The sequence below is a fragment of the Brevibacterium sp. 239c genome (assembly GCF_900169365.1).
Classification (GTDB): domain Bacteria; phylum Actinomycetota; class Actinomycetes; order Actinomycetales; family Brevibacteriaceae; genus Brevibacterium.
In genome coordinates this window covers 101,137-122,421 of record NZ_FXZH01000015.1, presented here as the reverse complement: position 1 = coordinate 122,421, position 21,285 = coordinate 101,137, and the positions used below count along the sequence as shown (strand labels likewise).

Sequence of the window (21,285 nt, the reverse complement as noted above, 5' to 3'; positions counted from 1 at the left end):
GCTGCCTGTGGGTTGGAGCCACTCCGGTGGCGGAGGTTTTCTATTGAGTCAACGACTCGTTGTTCCCGGAGGTTTTCATCTGAGGCAACGATGTGGTGTAAGCGGAGGTTTTCTATGAGTCAACGCGCCGGGTTCTACGGCCGGTCAAAAACCGGGTAGTATACAGATTGATCTTGTATTGCCACTTCAAGGAGCAAAATGAAACGGCACAACCGCGCGGCACTCGCAGTTGCCGCACTCGCTCTCGTCATCCCAGTCAGCGGATGTGCAAGCCTGCTGTCGCCCCACCAGACCGCCGACTACACCTACAACGCAGGCGACGGTGCATGGGCATCTGTCGGAGACGTCGAGGTTCGCGGTCTGATGCTGATCATGGATGAGACCGGCGAAGGCCCTGCCCAGCTGTTCTTCACGCTCATCAACAAGGGCGACTCCACTGCTTCGGTGTCTCTGGACGTCGACGGACAGAAGACCACAGAGTCGGTCAAGGCCGGCGAAACGTTCGTCCAGGACCCGCAGAGTTCAGCGACGTCGTCGAAGAAGCCCATCATCGTGGACGGACTCAAGGCGAAGCCCGGCGACCTGGCCGACATCACCGTCAAGGTCGGCGGTGACGAGAAGACCGTCCAGACTCAGGTCCTGTCCAATACTCTGCCGTACTACGAAGAGTACATACCAGACAAGAAGAAGTCGGATTCGCCCAGCGAGAGCGGCCAGCCCAGCGAGGGCGCATCAGCTTCCGATGAGCAGAGCGAGTCAGCCACCAGCGCCAACGGCTGAACCCAGCCCCACGAGAGCTGAGAACTTCAAGGAGCCGCCCACATGATGTGGGCGGCTCCTTCTGTCTCACCTGATCGTTGCCTCTTGGCCCTGATCTCCCGAGAGGATCAAGCATCCAGGGAAGTTCAGCCTTCCTGAGGACGCCCAGCCTTCCCGAGGATGCTCAGGCTTCAAACTTGTAGCCCAGTCCTCGCACGGTTGTGAGCAGACGCGGCTCCGATGGGTTCTGCTCGACCTTGGCACGCAGACGTTTGACGTGAACGTCGAGGGTCTTCGTATCGCCCACGTAGTCCTCTCCCCAGATCCGATCGATGAGTTGGCCGCGTGTCATGACTCGACCGGAGTTTCGGATGAGGATCTCGAGCAGCTCGAACTCCTTCAGCGGCATCGACAGCTCTTCGCCGCGGACGCTGACGACGTGACGTTCGACATCGATGCGCACTCCCCCGGCTTCGAGCACCGACTCGTCATCGAAGGCTTCGGATTCGACATTGCGTCGCAGCACCGCTCGCACCCGGGCCAGCAGCTCACGCGAGGAGTAGGGCTTGGTCACATAGTCGTCTGCGCCGAGCTCGAGCCCCACCACCTTGTCGATCTCCGAGTCCTTTGCCGTGAGCATGATGATCGGCACACTGGACTTCGCGCGCAGCTCTCGGCACACCTCGGTACCGGAGACTCCCGGCAGCATGAGGTCGAGGAGAACGAGGTCGGCGCCCTTGCGGTCGAACTCTGCAAGAGCCTTCAAACCGTCATCGGCAACTGTCACCTCATATCCTTCTTTACCGAGCAGATACGACAGGGGATCCGAGAACGAATCCTCGTCCTCGACAAGCAGAATTCGAGTCACGTTGTGAGCTTCCTTTGTTCGCTTCCGGTGTTCAGAACCTGGGGTGTCTCATTCTCCACTGCGCGGTCGCCCGTGTCGTCGACAGCGTCTTCTTCGGTGACATCATCGGCACCGGACTCGGATTCGGGTATGGTCCGCTCCACGGCATCGGCATCCGCCCGCGCCGAGTGCTCGAGCAGGACCCCATCGGGCGCCGAGGAGGATGCTTCGTCATCGGAGACGGTGCCTGCCAGCGGCAGCACGATGGTGAAGGTCGAGCCCTTGCCGAGGCGGCTCCAGACCTTCACCTGTCCGCCGTGGGTGGCGACGATGTGCTTGACGATGCTCAGCCCCAGGCCAGTTCCACCCGTGATACGCGAGCGTGCCGGATCCACGCGGTAGAACCGTTCGAAGACCCTCTCCGTGTCCTGGGTGGAGAGACCGATTCCCTGATCGGCCACGGAGATCTCGACGCGTTCGTCGACGAGTTCGACGCCGACGCCGATGCGAGTGCCGTCGGGTGAGTAGTTGATGGCATTGTCGATGAGGTTGCGCACCGCATTGACGAGAAGTTCGTAGTTGCCCTCGATGAGCATCCTGCCCGGAGGCGAGACCTCGATGTGGATGTTCTTGCCTTCGGCACGGGTGCGGGCACGGTCAGCGGCATCATCGACCACCTCGGCGGCGGAGATCTTCTCCGTCGCAGACGGGGCCGTGTGGTCCTGGACGCGGGACAGGTCGATGATCTCCTGCACCAGCTGAGTCAGCCGCTTCGACTCCCGCTGCATGCGTCCGCCGAAGCGTTCGACGGCCTCCGGATCATCGGAGAAGTCGGTGACCGCCTCGGCGAGGAGAGACATCGCACCGATCGGAGTTTTGAGTTCATGGGAGACGTTGGCGACGAAATCACGTCGGATGGAGTCCACGCGCTTGGACTCTGTCTGGTCGTCACAGAGGACGAGCACGAAGGCGGTGCCCAGGGGCGCGACCCGCGCATGGAGGAAACGAAGAATCGAATCGGTCTGTTCGCGCTTCTGTTCGAGGTCGATCTCTTCGATGAGACCTCTGGACCGGACCCGACCGACCATGCGCAGCATTTCGGGAGACGCGAGGGAATGCCCTCTGACCAGGCCGAACGTGTAGGCGGCAGGGGATGCTTTGACCACGTCATCGCCGGCGTCGAGAACGATCGCGGCCGAGGGCAGCACGGCCAGAACCTCAGCGATGCCCTCCGGGAGGTCGTCTTCGGAATGCAGATCGGCAGCATCACGGGAACGTTCGCTGAAACGAAACGCCAGAATTCCCGCTATGCCCAGTCCCAGACCGACAATGCCGGTCAGGACCGCTACGATCAAGAGGTCCACGGCATCAAGCTTATGCGCTGTCCGCTTCGCAGGTGCACCGATTCGGGCCCAGAGCGTCGGTTTTGCCGAGGAATTCACCTCCACGTCAGATAACGTTCACCCACTGGTGTCAGGCTGAGTCAGTGTGCCTGCCCCGATGGGGCAGGCGTCCTGATGGGGCAAGCGCCCCGATCGGACGACTGTCCGCCCCGGGGCGATACGAGGCACGTCAGTCTTGCAAGTGATCCATGAGATTAAGGAACCGTTGTCAATGCGCGAAGTCTTCAGAAATGAGCTGGACGACCTGGCCACACAGCTGGTCGACATGTCCGTCAAGGTACACGAGGCGATGCGCCTGGCGAACCAGTCCCTGCGCAACAACGATCTTGAGCTGGCCGAAAAGGTGATCGAAGCCGACGCCGTGATCGACCATATGCAGTTCGCTCTCGACCAGCAGGCCGCCGAGATACTGGCTCTGCAGGCACCCGTCGCCGCAGATCTGCGCGCGGTCATCGGCTCCCTGCGCATGTCCGCTTCCCTCGAGCGCATGGGCGACCTGGCTCGCCACATCGCTCAACAGGTGCGCATCCGCTACCCGGAGTCAGCGATCCCCGAGCACTTCGCCGACACCTTCACCCGGATGGGCGAATCGGGAGAGAAGATCGCCGAGGCGACGGAGAACCTGCTGTCGAACCCGGGACTGCAGGCCGTGCCCACGATCAACGCAATCGATGAAGAGCTCGACGAACTGCATCTGAGCATCTTCGCCAAGCTGGCTGAGGCTCCCGCCGGTTCGCTGGCACCTCGCCACATCGCCGATGTCACCCTGCTCTCACGCTATTACGAGCGTTTCGGCGACCATGCTGTGTCCGTGTCCCAGAAGGTCGAATACCTGCTCACCGGCAACTGGGAACCCTACCTGTCGAAGAAGTGACATAGCCGCATCAGCCCGAGGCCGAGGAAAGTTCGACCTCGGGCTCTTCGCTGACGATCACCTTCCGTGAGCGCCGAATCCTGCTGGTGAGGCTGCGCGCGATGGTCTTCAGCACTCCTGTCGTGACCGCGACGCCCAGGAGCAGGAGAGCGCCGCCGATGAGCTCGGGCACTGTGGGACGGTCACCGAGGACGAGCCACGCCGAGAGCACACCGACCAGCGGGACGAGCAGCGAGAACGGTGCCACCTGGGAGGTCGGGAACCGCGCGAGCAGCGAGTTCCAGATGACATAGCCGATGAGTGAGGCGCAGCCGGCGGTGTAGATGACCGAGGCCACGACACCCCAGGTGGGGTGCGTCAGTGCATGGGCCACCTCGGCGGGGCCATCGAGGAACACCGAGAGCACGAACATCGGAACCGGGACGACGAGTGCCGACCACACGGTCATCTGCACACCATTGGTCCCCTCCTTCACCCCGCGGGCGATGACGTTGCCGACCGCCCACGACATAGAGGCGCCGAGGGCGACGAGGAAGGCCGCGATCGGGACCGAGGCCTGCAGGCTGAGGCCGATGACACCCAGCCCGGAGAGCCCGATGATGATGCCGACGATCTGTCGCCGGTTCGGGATCTCACGCAGCGCGAGCGCGGCGACGAGGACGGTGAATGCCGCCTGGATCTGAATGACGATCGAAGTCAGCCCCGCCGGAAGACCGAGGGACATCGATGTGTAGAGCAGACCGAACTGCCCCGCGGACATGAAGACGCCGATGAGCAGAACGCGACGGAAGTCCCCACGCGGGAACTTCACGAAGAAGATCGCGGGGATGACGACGAAGGTGAAGCGGGCTGCGACGAGGAGCAGCGGCGGCCAGTCACGCAGGCCGAAGTCGATGAAGATGAAGTTGACACCCCAGAGGACGACGACGAGCAGGGCGAGGATGTAATGGACGGGACGCATGCTTCCAGGATCTCAGCTCAGACATCAAAATTCTATTGAACATAAGTCCCTGGTTTCGTTAAAATATTTTGATGATCGATGTTCTCGCCCTGCGTACCCTCGTCGTCTTGGACTCAGTCGGCTCAGTCACGGCGACAGCGGAGGCCCTGGGCTACACCTCGGCGGCCATCAGCCACCAGCTGCAGAAGCTCTCCCGGTATATCGGGGCGCCCGTGACCGAGCGCACCGGACGTGGAATCGCACTGACCCCCATGGGGCGTGAGCTCAGCCGTCGCGGCACCCAGCTGCTGCAGGATCTCGAGAGCCTCGAGACCGATGCTCGGGCAAGATCGGGAGAACCGCGTGGACGGATCACCGTAGGCGGGTTCTCGACCGGCATCCGCGGAGTACTGGTGCCGTCGCTGCCGCGGCTGAAGACCACAGCACCTGAACTGTCGATCACCAACATCGAAGAGGAACCCGACGAACTCATCGACATGGTCACGGCCGGCCGGATCGACGCCTCTCTGATCTTCGACTGGCGGGAATCCTTGCCCCTCGTGCCGTCGACATTGAACTCCGAACTCATCGCCGTAGATCGTGCCGATATCGTCATGCACCGGGACCACCATCTGGCCTCACGGTCGAAGGTGACCCGCCGAGACCTCCTCGACGAGGTCTTCGTCTCGGCACCACGCAACGGCGTATGTCACCGCTGGCTCACCGCACTCTTCGACCCGCTCAACGCCGAACCGCGGATCGAATATTGGGCCATGGAGTATGACACTCAGATCGAGTTCGCACGGGCGGTCGGAGCCTTGGCCCTCGTACCCAGGCTGGGCCGACCGCACCTGCCAGAAGACGTCGCTGTCGTCGAGCTCGACGATCCCAGCATCGCCCGCTGGATCTATCTCGTATGGCGATCATCGATGAGCGCCTCCCCGGCGATCGCACTCCTCCTGAAGGAGATGAGGTCGGTCGTCGAGGAGGCACCCGATAGCGCTGGCTCGGCACCCGGTGGTGCAGGTTCTCGTTGAGGTCAGCCTCAGCGGCCCTGGTTGGCGACCTGACCGATCGCGGCCTCGGCGGCAGCAGGATCAAGGTATGTGCCACCGGGCTTGACCGGAGTGAAGTCCTCGGTCAGCTCATAGTGCAACGGGATACCGGTGGGAATGTTGAGGCCGGTGATATCGGCATCGGAGATCCCGTCGAGGTGCTTGACGAGTGCCCGCAGCGAATTGCCGTGAGCGACGACGAGCACGGTGCGTCCGACGGTGAGTTCGGGGACGAGTCGGTCGTACCAGTACGGCAGGAGACGGTCGATGACATCGGCCAGACATTCCGTACGAGGCAGAGAATCGCCGAGGTTGGCGTAGCGAGGATCTCCGGCCTGTGAGAATTCGGAGGCATCGCCGAGTGCCGGCGGCGGAGTGTCGAAGGAGCGACGCCAGGTCATGAACTGCTCCTCGCCGAACTTCTCGCGGATCTCCTTCTTATCCTTGCCCTGCAGCGCACCGTAGTGGCGTTCGTTGAGTCGCCAGCTGCGATGGACGTCGAGCCAGGAGAGGTCGGCGGCCTCGAGCGCCAGGTTCGAGGTGAGGATGGCCCGCTTGAGGCGGGAGGTGTATACGACATCGGGGATGAGGTCGGCCTCGCGCAGGAGCTCACCGGCCCGCTGGCCCTCTGCTCGGCCCCTGTCTGTCAGGGGCACGTCGACCCAACCGGTGAACAGATTCTTCTGGTTCCATTCGCTCTCGCCGTGGCGCAGCAGGATGAGGTTATGCGTCATGGCACCATTTTTGCACGACAGCACCTCCGTGCACAGACTCGCCCACGGACCGACCGTCTCGGCGGCTGACCGACAGAGGACGAGCCAGCTGCTCGGCAAACGGCAGGCCACCTCACCGGCAGCGAATAGCATCGAGACGTTTCTCACTATTCGACATATCGTCTTGGCATCCGAAATGCACGGCTAACCTGAACTCATGCCCGAATCACCGACGCCACCACCATCCGGCCCACAGCATACTCCGAGCCCGCACTCGCACTCGCACTCGCACTCGAGGCAGACTCCGTCGCCAGCTCAACAGCCGAGCTCCGACCGCAGTTCGATCATCGCTGTCACCGCACTGCCGGTTCTCGTCGTCCTCGCGGGAGTGTTCGGGTTCTTCTCCCCCGACACGTTCACGCCGTTGGCACCCACAATCACGTGGAGCCTCGGCGTCGTCATGTTCTTCATGGGGCTGACGCTGACCCTGCCCGACTTCGCCAGGATCGCGAAGAAGCCGTGGATCGCGGCGCTGGGTGTCGTCACGCAATTCATCGCGATGCCGCTGCTCGGTCTCCTCGTCGTCACGCTGTTCAATCTGCCGGCCGAGATAGCCGTCGGTGTCATCCTCGTCGGCTGTGCCCCCGGCGGCACCGCATCGAACGTCGTCACCTATCTGGCCAAGGGCGATACCGCGCTGTCCGTGTCGATCACGACGTTGTCGACCCTGCTCGCTCCGGTGCTGACTCCCCTGCTGACCCTGTGGCTGGCAGGCTCCTATATGGATGTGCCGTTCTGGTCGATGTTCGTCTCGATCTGCCAAACGGTGCTCGTGCCCGTCATCGTCGGTGTCCTGGTGCGGCTTGTGGCCTCGAAGCTCGTCGACGTGATCTCACCCGTCCTGCCCTGGTTGGCATCGGTCGCCATCGCCTACATCGTCGCGATCGTCGTGGCCGGATCTGCCGACTCCATCGCCTCGGCCGGACTCCTTGTCCTTCTGGCGGTCATCACCCACAACGTCCTGGGACTGGGCATCGGCTACGGTGTCGCGACCGCCTGCCGGTTGGACACCCCGACCCGGCGCGCGCTCTCATTCGAGGTCGGTCTGCAGAACTCCGGCCTCGCCTCCACCTTGGCGACGACGTACTTCTCCCCCTTGGCGGCTCTTCCCGGCGCCGTGTTCAGCGTCTGGCACAACGTCTCCGGCGCACTTCTGGCTTCACTGTTCGCACGTCGCCCCTACGGTAAGCCACCCCGTGAGCAGGTCGCCGCGGATGCTCGTGCACAGGAGTCGGTGCGGTGACCATGCAACCGACTCCATCTGGATTCTCCGTCTTCGAGGCCGAGACGATCACGCTGGCCGACAGGAGATTTCTGATTCGGCGTGCCACCGAGTCCGACGTGCCAGGCTTGGCGGCCCTGCTTCGCGATGACGCTCTCGGCGCCAGTCGCGAGGGTTCCGGCGCCGAGGAGATGGCCGGCTACCAACATGCGTTCAGCCTCATCGACTCCGATCCCAATCAGCTCCTCGTCGCGGTTGACGAGGTCACAAATGATGCCGAGTCACACGGTGCCGAGTCACATGGTGCAGATGCACCACAGCAGTCGCCTGAAACCCGCCCGGCTGCCCTTGTCGGAACCCTGCAGCTGACGTTGATCCCGAGCCTGTCGCGGCGAGGTTCGACGCGGCTGCAGATCGAGGCGGTGAGGGTCGGGCCGAATGCTCAGGGGCTTGGTCTGGGCACGGCTGTCTTCGACTGGGCTCATGACTGCGGGCACCGGTTCGGGGCGTCGCTGGCTCAGCTGACGACCGATAAATCACGCGCGGATGCGCAGCGGTTCTATGCCCGTCTCGGATACGAGGCCAGCCACGAAGGCCTCAAGCGCGATCTGAGCTGAGCCTCACATCCACTTCACGCCGTCGACTTCGAACTCACGGATGCGGTGAGCGATCATCTGCGCAAGCCAGGTCGGTGGCGATCTCGCGATCGCAGTAGAGCTTGATCGAGCCTTTTCCAGTGTCGAATTCGCTGAGTCGATCGGCGAAGGCTTCTCTGGTGCTGGGGGTGAACACGAAGTTCGCGTGCTTGGAGCAGCCAGCGAATGCGAAGAGGATCGTGTCCAGCGAATAGGCTGGGTTCCCCCACTTGAGGCCCTCCTCCGCTCCGGGTGCAGCGGTGCGGCTGTAGGCACCGAGGCGACCTAGAAAATCCCGCGTGTGCGCATCCTCGAAGCCTGCGATGTATTCGTCGAGATCGGCGGGCCTGCTCGTGTCCACTCATTTGGTCATGATCCGATCCTCACGCCTCAGGCTTCTCCAGGAATTCGTTGTCCGACCCGCTGAGGATGTCTTCGAAGGCCGCGAGGTTCCGGGTCGATTCCCCACGACTGATCCTCCAGGCCCACTCCTTCTTCATTCCGGTGAGGAAGCCGATGAGCAGGAGTTCATTGAACGAGGAGTCGGCGGTCGCCAAAATCGCCCCGAGCAGTGAGTCGAGTTCGTCGAGCAGTCGGTCCCGGGGAACGCTGGCTCCCAGATACACATCGCCGAGGGTGTCGATTCCGAACGACACCGGCCCCGGCTTCATGTTCTTGATGAGCAGCCAACGGTTGAACTCCGCGGCATTCTCATCTGGATGGCGAATGACGAACGCCTGCAGCTGCACCGTTCGCGCAGAGATGGTGATCGACACGGTCGTCTTCAGTTTCTTTTCGCCGGGCAGGACCACAGCGATCTGCGAGTCCTCAACGGCGTCGACCTCGACCTCGTTATCGTGCGCCCACTGCCTGATTCCAGCCAGGATCGTCTCGGTGTCGGTCGTCATCATGTGTCCTTCCGTCAGCGATTCGTTGACATGTTCAGCAGGTGCGCCCAACGAGGCTCGTCGTCGGATTCGATTCTTCCGTGCCCGCCAGCGTCGTGTCTGCGGTAGTCCTCAGCGGCGCGTCTGCCGTGGTCGTCACCGTCGCGTCTGCCCGGGTCGTCAACGTCGTGGTCAGTGCCGAGTCCGGCACCTCGAGGGCGCCGAGCACCGTCGCTGCAGTGGCCGACCAGTCGAATCGGGCGGAGCGATCTGCCGCATGACCTGCGAGTTCGTGCCGCAGTTCATCATCGAGGAGTATGTGCTCGAGTGCCATAGCCCAATGCCGGGGGTTGTGGTCGGCGATGAGCACGCCCGAATACGCGTGCTCGACGATATCGGGCAGGCCGCCCACCGCCGAGGCGATGGCGGGCAGCCCCGATGCCGATGCCTCGGCCGCGACCAGTCCGAAGGATTCGCTGCGTGAGGGGACAAACAGAATGTCCGCCGCACGATAGTAGGTGACGAGTTCGTGTGCGGGGACCGGAGGTCGCACCTCGACGCTGGGTTCGGCGGCGATCGCCGAGTTCAGTTCGCGCAGGTACGGGGTGGCTGATGTCGACGCTTCCTGGCCGGAGACTGCACCGAGGAGGATTCCCCGCGTCCGCGACGCCAGGTGCGGGTTGTTCTCCCGCAGGCCCGAGATCGCATCGACGACGACGTCGGTGCCCTTGATGAACTGCATGCGCCCCACGTAGAGGGCGATGAATTCGTCCGGGTCGAGCCCCAGCTCGGCTCTGGCCTGAGCTCGATCCCCCGGGGAGAAGAGTTCGTGGTCGACGCCGGGCCTGGCCACCACGACGGTGTCAGCATCGGCGCCGAGTTCGTGGATGAGATCGCGACGTTCTGCCGGAGTGTTGGCGACGATCAGGTCCACCGCCGAGGCGATCCTGTCCTCAGCTTCCAGACGCTGAGGACGCTCGTGGCTGGTTTCAGAGTCGCGGTTTTTGACCGCGCCGATCGTGTGCATGCTCACGACGATCCGGGGGCGCTGAGCGGGCCTGGTCGCGTCACCTGTGACGTCTGCTTCCTGCAAACGAAGTTCAGGCGGGCGAAGCTCCTGGGCACGAAGTTCCTGGGCGCGCAGTGCCGCCTCGGCGGAGATCCAATAGTGGGCCCAGATCAGGTCGGCCGAAGTGAAGCTCGGCTGGGTCAGGAGGAGCAGTGCGAGTTCGTCGATGGCGTCGGCAAGTTCGTCCTTGCTGGCCGCCTCGATCGGCAACTGGTGGAGCCTGACGTTCTCAGCAATCTGGAGGGTGTCGATACCCAGCCCGTCACGGTGTCCCAACCCGTCGATGCCGCTCGGATCGGCGGTGAAGACGTCGACCATGTGACCGGCGGCTGCCAGGGCACGCACCGACTGATCGACGTAGACATTCATACCTCCGGCATCACCCTGACCCGGCTGAGCCGCGGGCGAAGTGTGGAGGGAGAGAACGGATATGCGCACTGTGCCAGTTTAGCCAAAGAACTCGCCGAGGATCCGGCGCACTTCGTGACGACCGCGCCACAGGATCGAGCCTGCAGGCAGAACCTCTAAGCGGGCCGCGGGAATCGCGGCTGCAATCGCCTCGGCGACCTCGACCGGATGTGCCGGATCATCTTCGTGGGTGAGCACGAGGACTTCTCCGGGGAATCGAGCCAGAGCATTCAAGGGGTCGTTTCCTGTGCTCTCATCGACGGCGATCTCGAGAGCCAAGCCGAGTCCGTCCGACATGTCCGTGTCGACGAGATTCTCAGCCTTGGTCTTCGTCCAGGCTCTGACTGGCAGGAGCTCGGCCACCCCTGCCGGTTCGCGCGAGAGCATGAGATCCGTGATGGATTCGACGTCGCCGGAAGCGACCGGGCCGCGCAGTTTCTCCAGGTATGCACGGTTGGCTTCGGCCACCTCGGCGGAGAATCCGGTGAAGGATGCCGGGAGCACGAGCGCAACCTTCTTCAGGTTCTGCGTTCTCGGATCAGTGGTGCTCAGCAGTCGCAGCAGTCCGCCGGCGGACATCGAGACACCGAGGGCCTGTGTCGCCGAGGTGGATGTCAGGGCCTGTGCCAGCGCCTCGGCGATCTGGCCGTAGTTCCACCCCGGGCCCGGTGAAGGTCGGCCACCGTGGCCGGGGAGGTGGAGGAAGTGCTTGGTGCCGGTGACACCGGTGCCGAAAGGGCGAGTATCACGGATCGCGCCGGCGAATCCGTGGCCGAAGAGCGTGTGAGGCTCACCGCTGCCGAAGGTGGCGATGTAGTCGGTGTCGGGGCCCGGAAGATTGAGGTCTTTCGTCATCAATGCGTGTTCGTCGCCAGCTCAGCGCCGGTAGTTCCGATTGCGATTGCGCGGGTCGATGGCTTTGATCTTCGGACGGACGTCGGTGAGGTAGACGATTCCGGCCACGAGCGCGATCAGGTTGAGGAAGATGATGCGCATGCCCATCGGCGGAAGCGCGATGACTGCGAGGGCAAGGCCGATACCCAGCAGGATGACCCAGAATTTCTTGCTCTGCTTGTCAACGGCGCGGTAGTTTTCGTTCTTGTAGCGGAGGCAGTCGATGAACGCCCACAGCTGAAGGCCGAAGGCAGCGACCGACAAGGCGAGAAAGACGATGCGCTGAAAGCCAGCAATGATTTCCATACCATCCAGCCTAGCAATCGCAGCTCTTCCGGGCATGGAGCTGGCTCGGATCTTGGGCGAATCCCCACGCTCGGTTCACTCTCCACACATGAATCGCCTCGACGGTGGGAGCGCACAGATCACCGGTGGTCGGAGCGCACAGACCGCAGGCGGCCGGAGTTTCAGTCGTTCACAGGATCCCGGTCATGCGAAAGCCAGCGCATACGCCCATGCCCACAACTACGCAGATAAGCATAGGGACTCGCAGGATCGAGGCAAGGACTCCCACGCCGACGCCGATGAGCCGTGCCGGGTCTGCAATGTCCTGGCCGTCGAAGACCGCCGTCGTCGCGAAGACCGCTCCGATGAGAACGACCGTCGCGCGATCCATCCACTTCGTCACCGTCGCCGTCGAGTCGACTTCCGACTCCGCCGGTTTCTCAGAGGACTCTGCTGGACTGCCTGCTGACGCTGAGCCGCCGGCTGACGCTGGACTGCTTCCCGCCTCTGGGCTGCTTGCCCCCACCTCTGGACTGCTTCCCGCCTCTGGGCTGCTTGCCCCCGCCGAGGTGGTCGCGAGCTGTCGGCGTTTGCCCTTCGTGGCGATCGCCGCACCGAGCTTCACACCGGCGAAGCGCATGACGTAGGTTCCGATGCTCAGCGCGGCGAGCGCGATGAGGAAGCTGACCGGGCTCATCGGCTCCCCTCCTGTCGATCGAAATCGTCCACGTCACTGCCATCGACCTGTGCTGGCCCTCCGCTGGCATCGGTCTGGGCTGGCCCGTCACCTGTGGTCTTCTGGGCGGTGCCACCTCGGCGCTTCCTGATGGCTGCCCGGATCGACCAGCCGGCTGCCACAAACACGAACACCGACAGGGAGGTCACCGCCCCGAGGCCGAGCGGCAGGATCGGGGTCAAGAGGACCGCAATGACCATGCCCGCAACCGTGAGAGACAGCGTGGCTTTGCTCTTCAGATCTCCTCGGATGAGGCAGAAGAGGATGATCGGGAAGGCCGCGTCGAGCCCGAGCATATCGGCGTCGATGACATTGCCGAGCCACTGCCCGACCATGGCGCCGCTGGGCCACATCAGCGCGATGGCCGCACCCATGAGGAGGAACGCGTGCCACTGGGCACGGTCGGTGGTGACCGTCCGCGAGACTGCGATCGATTCGTCGTTGACCCAATGTGCGGCGATGAGTGCGCGCCAGTCCTGCGGGAAGAACCGTCCGACGGACACACCGAAAGCGAAATTCCGCGAATTGACCAGCAGCCCGGCCAGCACCGCTAGGACCGGTGCGCCACCTGCGGCGATCACGCCGACGAAGGTGAATTCGGCGGCACCGCCGAGGGCGAACATCGCCAGCAGCAGCGTCTGCCACCACGGGAATCCGGACACCGCCGAGATGGCCCCGTAGGACAGAGCGACCGCGATGATCGTGATCGTGACTATAGCGACGTCACGATAGGTCGAGCCCGGAAGCACCCGATTGATCGTGCGGAACACAGAACTCATGTTCTATATACTGCACACTCTCCACTCGTTCGTCAACTAGAACGATTTGTCGCTATAGTGAACCCATGAGTTCTCAACCACGCGATGAGACCACCGCGAACGCCACAGCCGACAACTCCGAACCAGGGGACCCCTCGTCTGCCCCAACTCCGCGCGAGCAGATCGCCGTCGCCATCAAACGAGAGCGGATGCGCGCGAACCTCTCCCTCTCCGAGGTTGCTCGTCGGGCTGGAATCGGAAAGTCGACCATGTCCGGGCTGGAAGCTGGAGCCGGCAACCCCAGCGTCGAAACGATGTGGGCACTGGCGGCCGCGCTCGACATCCCCCTGGCCAGACTGCTCGATCCCCCACAGCACGAGGTCGCGCTCCTGCATGCCAAGGATCTGCCCAGCCTGCCGTCGAACACCGCGAACTATGCGGCGACTCTGCTCTCGGCGTCCCCATCGAATGCCCGGCGTGATGTCTACTTCATCCAGGCCGAACCGGGGCAGCCGCGAGACTCACAGCCGCATCCTGTCGGCACCATCGAGCACGTGATCTTAGGGCAAGGGGCGGCACGCATCGAGGTGCTCGGGCAGGCATACGAACTCCACGTCGGCGACTACCTCACCTACCCGGGCGATCAGCCGCACAAGTTCACCGCACTCAAACCCGAGACGACTGTCGTCTTCATCGTCGAAAGCCGTTGAACCGTTCGAGGGTCATTCCGCAGGGGGCCCGCCCGAGTTTCGGGTGTCTTCACTGAGGGAGGGAAGTCGGTTCTGGGCGGCCTCGTTGGTCAGCCCGCAGGCTTCGAGCAGGTCCACGGCGACGGGGCGCAGCAGCAGGACAAGAGACTCATCATGGATGTCCCAGCTCTTCTCCGCGCGAGGATCGAGGCTGGAGGCGGCTTCGGTCAGCGCCGCTTCGGCCAGGGCACGATCGGTTCCTCGGCGCAGTGCAACTTCGAGCTTCTTCGACCCTTCGGACAGTGACCCCACATAGCCGGCGATGATCGGTTTCTCCACACCGAATTCGGTGATTCCCACGACTCTGCGAGCAATGACTCGAATGGTCCTCATGGCACGATCGGAATGGGTGTGAGCACGGGACAGTCTGGTCACCTCGGCGGAATGACGCCTGCCTCTGGCATTGATCATCGCCGCTTCCCTCGAGATCTTGAGCGAAGAGCCCCACGAGTCGATGATGTCCTGAGTTTCACGGGCCCGAGTCAGCGCCCGTTTGGCGAGTGCGACATCGGAGTCCTTGAGCGCTCGAGACATCATCTGCAGAACGGCGCTGATCTCGTCGAGCATGCTGGCAGCCAGTCCGCGTGGGACCTTGCGAGCGTCGCGCGGGAGGATGAGTGCGAGCAGGATCGCACAGATGGACCCGGTGAGGGCGTCGAGCGTGCGGGGAAACGGCATGCTGGTGGCAGTGGCAGGGACCACGACGACGTAGACGGACTGGACGGCGATCTGAGTGATGAAGATGCCACCGGAATTGAGCATCGTGCCGATGAAGAGGCCGATGGCAAGAGTGACGGTGAGCTGCCAGATCCCGGTGCCGTAGACGTTGACGAGGACCTCGCCCACGAGCACGCCGAAGGTCGCGCCGAAGCCGATCTCCATGGCTCGACGCAGACGACGATCTGCGACGGGGCCGATGCCGACGGCAGAGGCGACCGCTGCGAGAAACGGATAAGGATGGCCGAGGACATAGACGCAGAAGGCATAGGCTGCGGTGGCGGCGATCGGGATCTGGATCAGTTGCCCCGCGTTGGCCTGCACCCGTCTGAGACCCATCCGAGATCGGTGCAGCACAGTGTTGAAGGCGCGCTCGGGCAACTCCCTGACCTCGGACTTCGCCATCAGTCCCCCTTCGTGCTCGCTTTCGCTGTACCCAGCGTACCGGAATTGTGACATGCTAAAGTCTGTGCGCCGAGGAGGCTATGAATGACAACCAACCTGACCCGAGGTGAAGCGCAGAGCCGCACCCAAGTGCTCGATGTCTCGACCTACACCGTCGATATCGACGTCAGCAACGCGGAAACCGGAGCTCCGACATATCTGTCGCGTACCGTCGTGGAGTTCAACTCTCGCGCCGACTGCTCCACATTCATCGACCTGATCGCGGATTCCGTCACATACGCTGAAATCAATGGCAAGATCCTCGACCCCGCCGAGGTGTTCGACGGCGCACGCGTCGGTTTCCCCGTCCGCAGGGGAAAGAATTCCCTGCTGATCGAGGCGCAGGCCTACTACTCCACCTCGGGAGAGGGACTGCACCGCTTCAGCGACCCTGCCGACGGCAATGTCTATCTCTACACTCAGTACGAACCGACCGATGCCCGCCGCGTGTTCGCGAACTTCGACCAGCCGGACCTCAAAGCGGAGTTCATCTTCAACGTGACGGCTCCCGAGCACTTCCAGGTTCTGTCGAACCGAGCCGAGACGAGTCAGGGACCGAGCCAGGAGACGTACCCCGAGACGGTCGACGCGGATTCCCCCGCGATCACCCACCATTTCGCTCCGACGCTGCGGCAGTCGAGCTACATCACCTGCATCACCGCCGGCCCATACGAGGGCGCGACCGATCACTGGACGGATCCCGCGACGGGAGAAGTCGTCGCACTGGGCGCATGGACCCGCGCCAGCCTCGTCGACCACCTCGACGCCTCGGACATCTTCTCGATCACGAAGGCCGGGCTGGATTTCTTCAGTTCCGAGTTCGACTACCCCTACCCGTGGGGCAAATACGATCAGATCTTCGTTCCGGAGTACAACCTCGGCGCCATGGAGAATCCTGGACTGGTGACGTTCACCGACAGCCTGATCTTCCGGGACAAGGTCACCGACGCGATGTATGAGTCGCGGGCGAACGTGATCCTGCACGAGATGGCCCACATGTGGTTCGGCGATCTCGTGACCATGAAATGGTGGGACGATCTGTGGCTCAAGGAATCCTTCGCCGACTATATGGGCGGGCTGGCGCTGGCCGAGGCGACCCGCTTCACCGACGGCTGGGTGACCTTCGCACTGCGCCGCAAGGCGTGGGCGTACACGCAGGACCTGTACCCGACCACGCACCCGATCGTCGCCGACATCCCCGACGTCGAGGCAGCGAAGCTCAACTTCGACGGCATCACCTATGCCAAGGGTGCGTCCGTGCTCAAGCAGCTCGTCGCGTTCGTCGGTCGTGAGGCGTTCTTCGCGGGCTCACGTCTGTACTTCAAACGCTTCGAATACCGCAATACCGAGCTCGCCGATTTCCTCGAATGCCTCGCCGAGGCGGCTCCTGACCGGGACCTCGCCAGCTGGGCCGGTGCATGGTTGGGCACCTCCGGAGTCTCCGAGCTGTCGTTGGAGCTGACGACGAGCAGTGGATCAGGCACCGGCAGTGAATCTGCTGCCAGCAGTGCCGCATCGTCGTCACGACGCTCCGGACGAGAGACCATCACCAACGCGCGGATCACTCAGGCAGATTCAGCTCGCGGTGCCCAGCTGCTGCGCCCGCACACGCTCGAGATCGCCACGCTTGGACGATCGGGACGCAAGCTGGTCCCCATCGACACTTTCTCCTTCGACTTCTCGACTGAGTCCGCCGAGGTTGAGCAGCTTGCCGGGCGCACCCTCGGCGATATCACGCTGGTGAACTACGCAGACCTCGACTATGCACGTGTGCGGTTGGATCCGGCGTCGACGCAGGCTGCGATCAATTCGGTGTCCCGAATCGCCGATCCACTGTCCCGGGCATTGGTCTGGTCGGCATTGGACAATGCTGTTCGCGATGGCCTCCTACCCGTGCAGAGTTACCTCAAGGCCTATGCCCGCAGCCTGGGCAAGGAAAGCCATGCGGGAATTATGGCCGGGCTGAGCCAGACGGCGCTGACCTGCCTGGATCAGTGGGTTTCGGAGCGGAACTTTGAGACCGCGATCTCCGGTCTGCTGGGTGCTGCTCTCGACGCATTAGCGACGGCCCGGTCCGGTTCGGATGCTCAGCTGCATCTAGCGAATCTGGTTCTTGCCCTCACCTCGCGTACAGCACGCTGCTTTGAGTCCAGTGCTGCGATCGCGATGGGCCGCAGCTTCGCTTCGCAGATTCTCGCTGTTCCCGTCGGCGAGGAGATCGATCGCCTGTCCCCGGGCGCAATGGCCGAACAGAGAACCACTCCAACTGGTGGGAACAACAGCGGGGCCGGTTCTGCTCGAGCTGAGTCTCCGGACCATGCTGCGGCGGCACTGCCGTTCAAGGGCCTGCTCAATGATCATGCGCTGCGATGGAATGCACTGACCGCGCTCGTGTGCCTCGGCTGGGCAGACCAGACCGATATCGCTCGAGAGAACCAGTCCGATCCCAGTTCATCGGGTCGCCTCCATGCAGAGACGGCGAGTGCGGCCATGCCGCTGCCGATCGTGAAGATCCGCGCATGGGAAGTCATCAACGAAGCGGCCGCGCTGAGCAACGATGTGCTCTCAGCCATTATCTCCGGTTTCGTGGCACCCACGTCGATACCGCTGATCGAGAACTATGTCGATGAGTACTTCTCGCGGCTTGCCGGCTTCTGGAGCGACAATTCGATCGAGATCGCTCGGCGTCTGGTGCTCGGACTCTATCCTCGCTGGTCGGTGGACGAAGAGGCCACGGTTGAGAAGACCGATGCCTGGTTGGACGCGCACACTGACGCCCCAGCTGCGCTGCGCCGCCTGCTCATCGAGCGACGCGACGATCTCGCTCGGGCCATCTATCTCAAGTCGACCCAGAGCTCACGCCACTGACTGGCTCCTCGGCTGGCTTGCTCTTCGGCTGGATTGATCGGCTCGGGCAGCTTATTCGGCGCGGTTAGTCCGATTTGCTCAGGTATCCCGATCAGTCGCCCGTCGGGCGTCTGTCGGCCAGGAGAATGACCACAAAGGCGAAGGCCGATCCCCGTTTCATGCGGGGAATCGGCCTTCGCTCGTCTGTGCGACGTCGATGCCGGTCGGGGACCAGCCGATCGCCTCGTCTCTGCTCGCTCAGATCACTCGGCGGGCCCCTGAGAACTCATTGCCGGTGTCCCACGACTTCCAGTCGGTGACGTAGACGGTTTTGGACGCATTAGGCGAATGGATCATCTTGCCGTCGCCGATGTACATTCCGACGTGATGGACGGTTCCCGAGCTGGTCGAGAAGAACAGCAGGTCGCCGGCTTTGAGGTTGCTTTCGGAGACCTTCTTGCCGGTTGTGGCCTGCTCTCCCGAGTCGCGAGGGATGTCAATGCCATGTGAGCGGAAGATGCTGTAGGTGAAGCCCGAGCAGTCGAACCCGTAGGGCGAGACACCGGCCCACAGGTAACGCAGACCGTCGAACTGCTTCGCGGTCTTGACGAGGTCAGAGCCGCTGGGCTTGTCCGGCTTGCCATCGGTGTCGTAGACGGCAACGTCATCGACGTCGATCCAGGCGGCTCCGCCGCCGGGGAGTGCTACGCGCACATCGTCGACGTCTTGGGCGATGAGTGGAAGATCGACGTTGAAGCTGACATCAGCACCGGTGTCCTTGGTGAATTCGATGCCTTCGAGTTCACTCTTCTTCTTCGTGACGACCGCGCGGGGCTGGTCATCCTTGAGCTGCCCGAACCGGTCGTTTTCGACTAGTTGCTTCTTCGGCACCCAGCCGGGGTAGCCCTTCTTGTTCTTGGAGGTCGTCTGGTCTTTGATTGCGACCTGGGCCCAAGCACCCTTGGTTTTGAGGACAGTGACTTCGGAACCGTATGCGGCTTGGGTTTCGACCTTGCCGGTGAGATCGCGCCGCACTTCGGTCTTCTTGAGGTTCTTGTTCCATTTGTCGAGGTCGACAGGATGGCCGAGGGCTGGCTTGTCGACCTTCCGGGGCGCTTTCGAATCGGTCCACAGAGTGGCAACAGTGACATCGACGTAGGCCGTTTCGCCCTTTTCAATCTTGCCGTCAGTGATCCGCTCAAGCTCCTGGCCTGGGACGACTGCAGCTTCCAAATCGGTTGCAGATTCTTCATCGGTCGACGTCAGATTGCTCGACAGCGCAGGAGCGCCTGCGCCGAATACAAGTCCGAGCCCAAGTGCCGCCGAAACAGCAATTTTGGTACGCATTATTTCTCTTTCGGTCTGCGGGTGTCACGCCCGCGTGGGGGAAGTCTCCGAAGGTCATTCGGTATGCGTGCTCCGCCACTCATGGCATCGACCGGTATCGAAATCTGTGGTCTACATCGATCGAACCCATGCGCATCGAAGCGCCGCACAGTGCCAATATTACCGCTCGCCCGAAAGCGGGCGACAACGTCGACACTGTGGCAGGATATCGCGATGCCACGTTGAAAAGAAGTGCACTTGTCCGAATCGATATAGAGATGAGACTTCAGACCCTGAATTCTGTTGAAGGCGGCGTCTTCGATTCGGGACGCCGCCTTCAACTAGGGACTATTCCTTCCGCCAAAGACACCGCCTCCAGATCAGCTTGGCGTGTTCACGGCAGGTCGTTGCTATCTGTCGAGGTAGGTCGTTGCAGTCGGCTGGACCGGGGCATTGCAATCAGCTGTGGCCAGCCCGTGCCTGTCAGTTGAGGTGAGTCGTTCCTGTCAGTCGAGGAACTCGGCTGCCAATAGTTCAAGAGACTGGATCCGGGCAGCATCCTGTCGGAGATCCTCCCCCTCCATCGCTCCAGCGACGGGCTGAATCATGATCTCATCAACCTCAAACCGGCTGGCGAGCTCTTCGAGCTGAGCCCTGGCAGATTTGGCGTCGCCGATGATCCAGTTCTCGGACATCTCTTCACCGACCATGCGCTCCTGATCCGTCCTGACTGAGCGCACGTCATCGCCGGCCAAGTGCAGGGGCTCCATCCGTCCACCGGTTCGCAGGCGAGACATCTGCAACAGGAACGGCTCCGAGCGCAGTTGTGCTTCTTCTTCGGTCGGCGACACCACTGCATTGACTGTGACGAAGGTCTGCGGCTTGTCACCGTAGGCGCCCGGGGTGAAGTTGTCGCGATAGATCTTCATTCCGGTTGTGGCACCTGCAGCGAAGTGGTTGGCGAAGACGTAGGGCATGCCGAGCTGGGCAGCCAGTCGGGCGGAGTAGCCCGATGAGCCCAGCAGCCAGGGTAGGGGCTGTGTCCCGGGCACAGCTGCAGGCGTCGCGTGCAGGACGTGTTCACGCCCGCCATGGAGCGGAATACGCAGCCCTTCGGGTCTCATCAAGCTCAATGTGTCGATGACGTGCTGCGGGAATTGTTCGACGGGGTCGACGGTGTGGCCTTCACGATCAACCATTCGTCCTTCGCCGAGGTGACCCCTCATTGCCGCCGAGGTGATCGGGTCCGTGCCGGGCGCCCGCCCGATCCCCAAATCGATGCGGTCACCGTAGACCGCTGAGAGGAGGGAGAAGAGTTCCGCTACTGCCAAAGGAGCGTGATTGGGCAGCATGACACCGCCGGATCCGAGGCGAATGCGTTCGGTGCCCTGACCGAGGTACATGAGTTCTGCGCCGGGCATCGTTGAGGCGATCGATGGCATGTTGTGATGTTCTGCAACCCAATAGCGGGTGTAGCCCAGCTTGTCTGCGGACTGAATCAGCTCGTGGGAAGCAGCGAATGAATCTGAGGTGCTCTGTCCGATACGGACCGGCACAAGGTCAAGAATAGAAAGTTCCATGCTCAAGGCAACAGCCTCCCCATCAGGTTCATTCCGCTTCAACTGCGGGACCTGCGGCACACTTCTCCCCTGTGCTG

The 21,285-nt window shown here is 62.7% G+C and carries 21 protein-coding genes; 7 read left to right on the top strand and 14 right to left on the bottom strand.

The genetic code is table 11. The annotated features are described in order from the left end of the window. Positions 1 to 198: 198 nt before the first annotated feature. Entirely contained in the window at positions 199 to 780 is a 582-nt protein-coding gene (locus BSP239C_RS14250) for a hypothetical protein (RefSeq protein ID WP_101573964.1), read from the top strand. Between the two features lie 163 nt (positions 781 to 943). Here the strand turns inward: BSP239C_RS14250 and BSP239C_RS14245 are convergent, their stop codons facing one another. Beyond that, complete coding sequence (locus tag BSP239C_RS14245) at positions 944 to 1,627, bottom strand: response regulator transcription factor (protein WP_101573962.1); 684 nt, start codon at positions 1,625 to 1,627, stop codon at positions 944 to 946. Beyond that, the gene (locus BSP239C_RS14240; protein WP_257930222.1) at positions 1,624 to 2,970 is read right to left on the bottom strand and encodes a cell wall metabolism sensor histidine kinase WalK; all 1,347 of its coding nucleotides are present in this window, start codon (positions 2,968 to 2,970) and stop codon (positions 1,624 to 1,626) included. Before BSP239C_RS14240 ends, BSP239C_RS14245 begins: the two co-directional genes overlap by 4 nt. Before the next feature lie 250 nt (positions 2,971 to 3,220). Between BSP239C_RS14240 and phoU the strand changes: the two genes are divergently transcribed. Beyond that, on the top strand, positions 3,221 to 3,883 hold the full coding sequence (gene phoU / locus BSP239C_RS14235; RefSeq protein WP_101573960.1) for a phosphate signaling complex protein PhoU: 663 nt from the start codon (positions 3,221 to 3,223) through the stop codon (positions 3,881 to 3,883). 10 nt (positions 3,884 to 3,893) lie between these two features. On the opposite strand, the gene BSP239C_RS14230 is transcribed toward phoU, so the two are convergent. Beyond that, a complete protein-coding gene (locus BSP239C_RS14230; protein ID WP_101573958.1) occupies positions 3,894 to 4,844 on the bottom strand; it encodes an EamA family transporter in 951 nt (316 codons plus the stop codon). Between the two features lie 71 nt (positions 4,845 to 4,915). On the opposite strand from BSP239C_RS14230, the gene BSP239C_RS14225 reads away from it, so the two are divergent. Beyond that, positions 4,916 to 5,860, top strand: coding sequence for a LysR family transcriptional regulator (locus tag BSP239C_RS14225; protein WP_101573956.1), 945 nt, complete (start codon positions 4,916 to 4,918; stop codon positions 5,858 to 5,860). 8 nt (positions 5,861 to 5,868) lie between these two features. Here BSP239C_RS14225 and BSP239C_RS14220 read toward each other — a convergent pair whose 3' ends face one another. Continuing rightward, positions 5,869 to 6,612 carry a phosphoglyceromutase gene (locus BSP239C_RS14220; protein WP_101573954.1) on the bottom strand — a complete coding sequence of 248 codons (744 nt, stop codon included), beginning with the start codon at positions 6,610 to 6,612 and terminating at the stop codon, positions 5,869 to 5,871. A 196-nt stretch (positions 6,613 to 6,808) separates the two neighbouring features. Between BSP239C_RS14220 and BSP239C_RS14210 the strand changes: the two genes are divergently transcribed. Together BSP239C_RS14210 and BSP239C_RS14205 are read left to right on the top strand one after the other, a co-directional pair. Beyond that, positions 6,809 to 7,894, top strand: a complete 1,086-nt coding sequence (locus BSP239C_RS14210) for a bile acid:sodium symporter family protein (RefSeq protein ID WP_101573950.1) — start codon at positions 6,809 to 6,811, stop codon at positions 7,892 to 7,894. A gap of 2 nt (positions 7,895 to 7,896) precedes the next feature. Further along, positions 7,897 to 8,490 (top strand): GNAT family N-acetyltransferase, encoded by a 594-nt coding sequence (locus tag BSP239C_RS14205; RefSeq protein WP_101574000.1) that lies wholly within the window; start codon positions 7,897 to 7,899, stop codon positions 8,488 to 8,490. A gap of 34 nt (positions 8,491 to 8,524) precedes the next feature. On the opposite strand, the gene BSP239C_RS14200 is transcribed toward BSP239C_RS14205, so the two are convergent. The 7 genes from BSP239C_RS14200 to BSP239C_RS14170 all read right to left on the bottom strand — a co-directional run bounded on the left by BSP239C_RS14200 (position 8,525) and on the right by BSP239C_RS14170 (position 13,566). Next, the gene (locus tag BSP239C_RS14200; protein ID WP_257930221.1) at positions 8,525 to 8,869 is read right to left on the bottom strand and encodes an iron chaperone; all 345 of its coding nucleotides are present in this window, start codon (positions 8,867 to 8,869) and stop codon (positions 8,525 to 8,527) included. A 22-nt stretch (positions 8,870 to 8,891) separates the two neighbouring features. Continuing rightward, positions 8,892 to 9,416, bottom strand: coding sequence for a YbjN domain-containing protein (locus tag BSP239C_RS14195; protein ID WP_101573998.1), 525 nt, complete (start codon positions 9,414 to 9,416; stop codon positions 8,892 to 8,894). A 34-nt stretch (positions 9,417 to 9,450) separates the two neighbouring features. Beyond that, on the bottom strand, positions 9,451 to 10,902 hold the full coding sequence (locus BSP239C_RS14190) for a glycosyltransferase (RefSeq protein ID WP_101573948.1): 1,452 nt from the start codon (positions 10,900 to 10,902) through the stop codon (positions 9,451 to 9,453). A gap of 9 nt (positions 10,903 to 10,911) precedes the next feature. Beyond that, a complete protein-coding gene (locus BSP239C_RS14185) occupies positions 10,912 to 11,727 on the bottom strand; it encodes an alpha/beta fold hydrolase (RefSeq protein ID WP_101573946.1) in 816 nt (271 codons plus the stop codon). Positions 11,728 to 11,748: 21 nt separating this feature from the next. Then, on the bottom strand, positions 11,749 to 12,072 hold the full coding sequence (locus BSP239C_RS14180) for a DUF2516 family protein (protein WP_101573944.1): 324 nt from the start codon (positions 12,070 to 12,072) through the stop codon (positions 11,749 to 11,751). Positions 12,073 to 12,241: 169 nt separating this feature from the next. Beyond that, entirely contained in the window at positions 12,242 to 12,748 is a 507-nt protein-coding gene (locus tag BSP239C_RS14175; protein WP_101573942.1) for an AzlD domain-containing protein, read from the bottom strand. Further along, positions 12,745 to 13,566, bottom strand: a complete 822-nt coding sequence (locus BSP239C_RS14170) for an AzlC family ABC transporter permease (RefSeq protein WP_101573940.1) — start codon at positions 13,564 to 13,566, stop codon at positions 12,745 to 12,747. Before BSP239C_RS14170 ends, BSP239C_RS14175 begins: the two co-directional genes overlap by 4 nt. A gap of 65 nt (positions 13,567 to 13,631) precedes the next feature. Between BSP239C_RS14170 and BSP239C_RS14165 the strand changes: the two genes are divergently transcribed. After that, positions 13,632 to 14,255 carry a helix-turn-helix domain-containing protein gene (locus BSP239C_RS14165; RefSeq protein ID WP_226841706.1) on the top strand — a complete coding sequence of 208 codons (624 nt, stop codon included), beginning with the start codon at positions 13,632 to 13,634 and terminating at the stop codon, positions 14,253 to 14,255. A gap of 12 nt (positions 14,256 to 14,267) precedes the next feature. On the opposite strand, the gene BSP239C_RS14160 is transcribed toward BSP239C_RS14165, so the two are convergent. Beyond that, positions 14,268 to 15,470 (bottom strand): aromatic acid exporter family protein, encoded by a 1,203-nt coding sequence (locus BSP239C_RS14160; RefSeq protein ID WP_257930220.1) that lies wholly within the window; start codon positions 15,468 to 15,470, stop codon positions 14,268 to 14,270. Positions 15,471 to 15,500: 30 nt separating this feature from the next. Between BSP239C_RS14160 and pepN the strand changes: the two genes are divergently transcribed. Further along, positions 15,501 to 18,323: an aminopeptidase N gene (pepN, locus tag BSP239C_RS14155; RefSeq protein ID WP_101573936.1), complete on the top strand. Its 2,823-nt coding sequence runs from the start codon at positions 15,501 to 15,503 to the stop codon at positions 18,321 to 18,323. Positions 18,324 to 18,560: 237 nt separating this feature from the next. Here the strand turns inward: pepN and BSP239C_RS14150 are convergent, their stop codons facing one another. Both BSP239C_RS14150 and BSP239C_RS14145 read right to left on the bottom strand, forming a co-directional pair. Then, positions 18,561 to 19,649, bottom strand: a complete 1,089-nt coding sequence (locus BSP239C_RS14150) for a C40 family peptidase (protein WP_101573934.1) — start codon at positions 19,647 to 19,649, stop codon at positions 18,561 to 18,563. A 485-nt stretch (positions 19,650 to 20,134) separates the two neighbouring features. Further along, positions 20,135 to 21,208 (bottom strand): LLM class flavin-dependent oxidoreductase, encoded by a 1,074-nt coding sequence (locus BSP239C_RS14145; RefSeq protein WP_101573933.1) that lies wholly within the window; start codon positions 21,206 to 21,208, stop codon positions 20,135 to 20,137. Positions 21,209 to 21,285 lie beyond the last annotated feature (77 nt).

Coding starts and splice junctions, on each gene's coding strand:
- BSP239C_RS14225 (WP_101573956.1), top strand. CDS start 4,916: ATGATCGATGTTCTCGCCCTGCGTACCCTCGTCGTCTTGGACTCAGTC.
- BSP239C_RS14220 (WP_101573954.1), bottom strand. CDS start 6,612: ATGACGCATAACCTCATCCTGCTGCGCCACGGCGAGAGCGAATGGAAC.
- BSP239C_RS14175 (WP_101573942.1), bottom strand. CDS start 12,748: ATGAGCCCGGTCAGCTTCCTCATCGCGCTCGCCGCGCTGAGCATCGGA.
- BSP239C_RS14250 (WP_101573964.1), top strand. CDS start 199: ATGAAACGGCACAACCGCGCGGCACTCGCAGTTGCCGCACTCGCTCTC.
- BSP239C_RS14165 (WP_226841706.1), top strand. CDS start 13,632: ATGAGTTCTCAACCACGCGATGAGACCACCGCGAACGCCACAGCCGAC.
- BSP239C_RS14195 (WP_101573998.1), bottom strand. CDS start 9,416: ATGACGACCGACACCGAGACGATCCTGGCTGGAATCAGGCAGTGGGCG.
- BSP239C_RS14180 (WP_101573944.1), bottom strand. CDS start 12,072: ATGGAAATCATTGCTGGCTTTCAGCGCATCGTCTTTCTCGCCTTGTCG.
- BSP239C_RS14160 (WP_257930220.1), bottom strand. CDS start 15,470: ATGTCACAATTCCGGTACGCTGGGTACAGCGAAAGCGAGCACGAAGGG.
- BSP239C_RS14205 (WP_101574000.1), top strand. CDS start 7,897: ATGCAACCGACTCCATCTGGATTCTCCGTCTTCGAGGCCGAGACGATC.
- BSP239C_RS14185 (WP_101573946.1), bottom strand. CDS start 11,727: ATGACGAAAGACCTCAATCTTCCGGGCCCCGACACCGACTACATCGCC.
- BSP239C_RS14230 (WP_101573958.1), bottom strand. CDS start 4,844: ATGCGTCCCGTCCATTACATCCTCGCCCTGCTCGTCGTCGTCCTCTGG.
- BSP239C_RS14170 (WP_101573940.1), bottom strand. CDS start 13,566: ATGAGTTCTGTGTTCCGCACGATCAATCGGGTGCTTCCGGGCTCGACC.
- phoU (WP_101573960.1), top strand. CDS start 3,221: ATGCGCGAAGTCTTCAGAAATGAGCTGGACGACCTGGCCACACAGCTG.
- BSP239C_RS14145 (WP_101573933.1), bottom strand. CDS start 21,208: ATGGAACTTTCTATTCTTGACCTTGTGCCGGTCCGTATCGGACAGAGC.
- pepN (WP_101573936.1), top strand. CDS start 15,501: ATGACAACCAACCTGACCCGAGGTGAAGCGCAGAGCCGCACCCAAGTG.
- BSP239C_RS14150 (WP_101573934.1), bottom strand. CDS start 19,649: ATGCGTACCAAAATTGCTGTTTCGGCGGCACTTGGGCTCGGACTTGTA.
- BSP239C_RS14210 (WP_101573950.1), top strand. CDS start 6,809: ATGCCCGAATCACCGACGCCACCACCATCCGGCCCACAGCATACTCCG.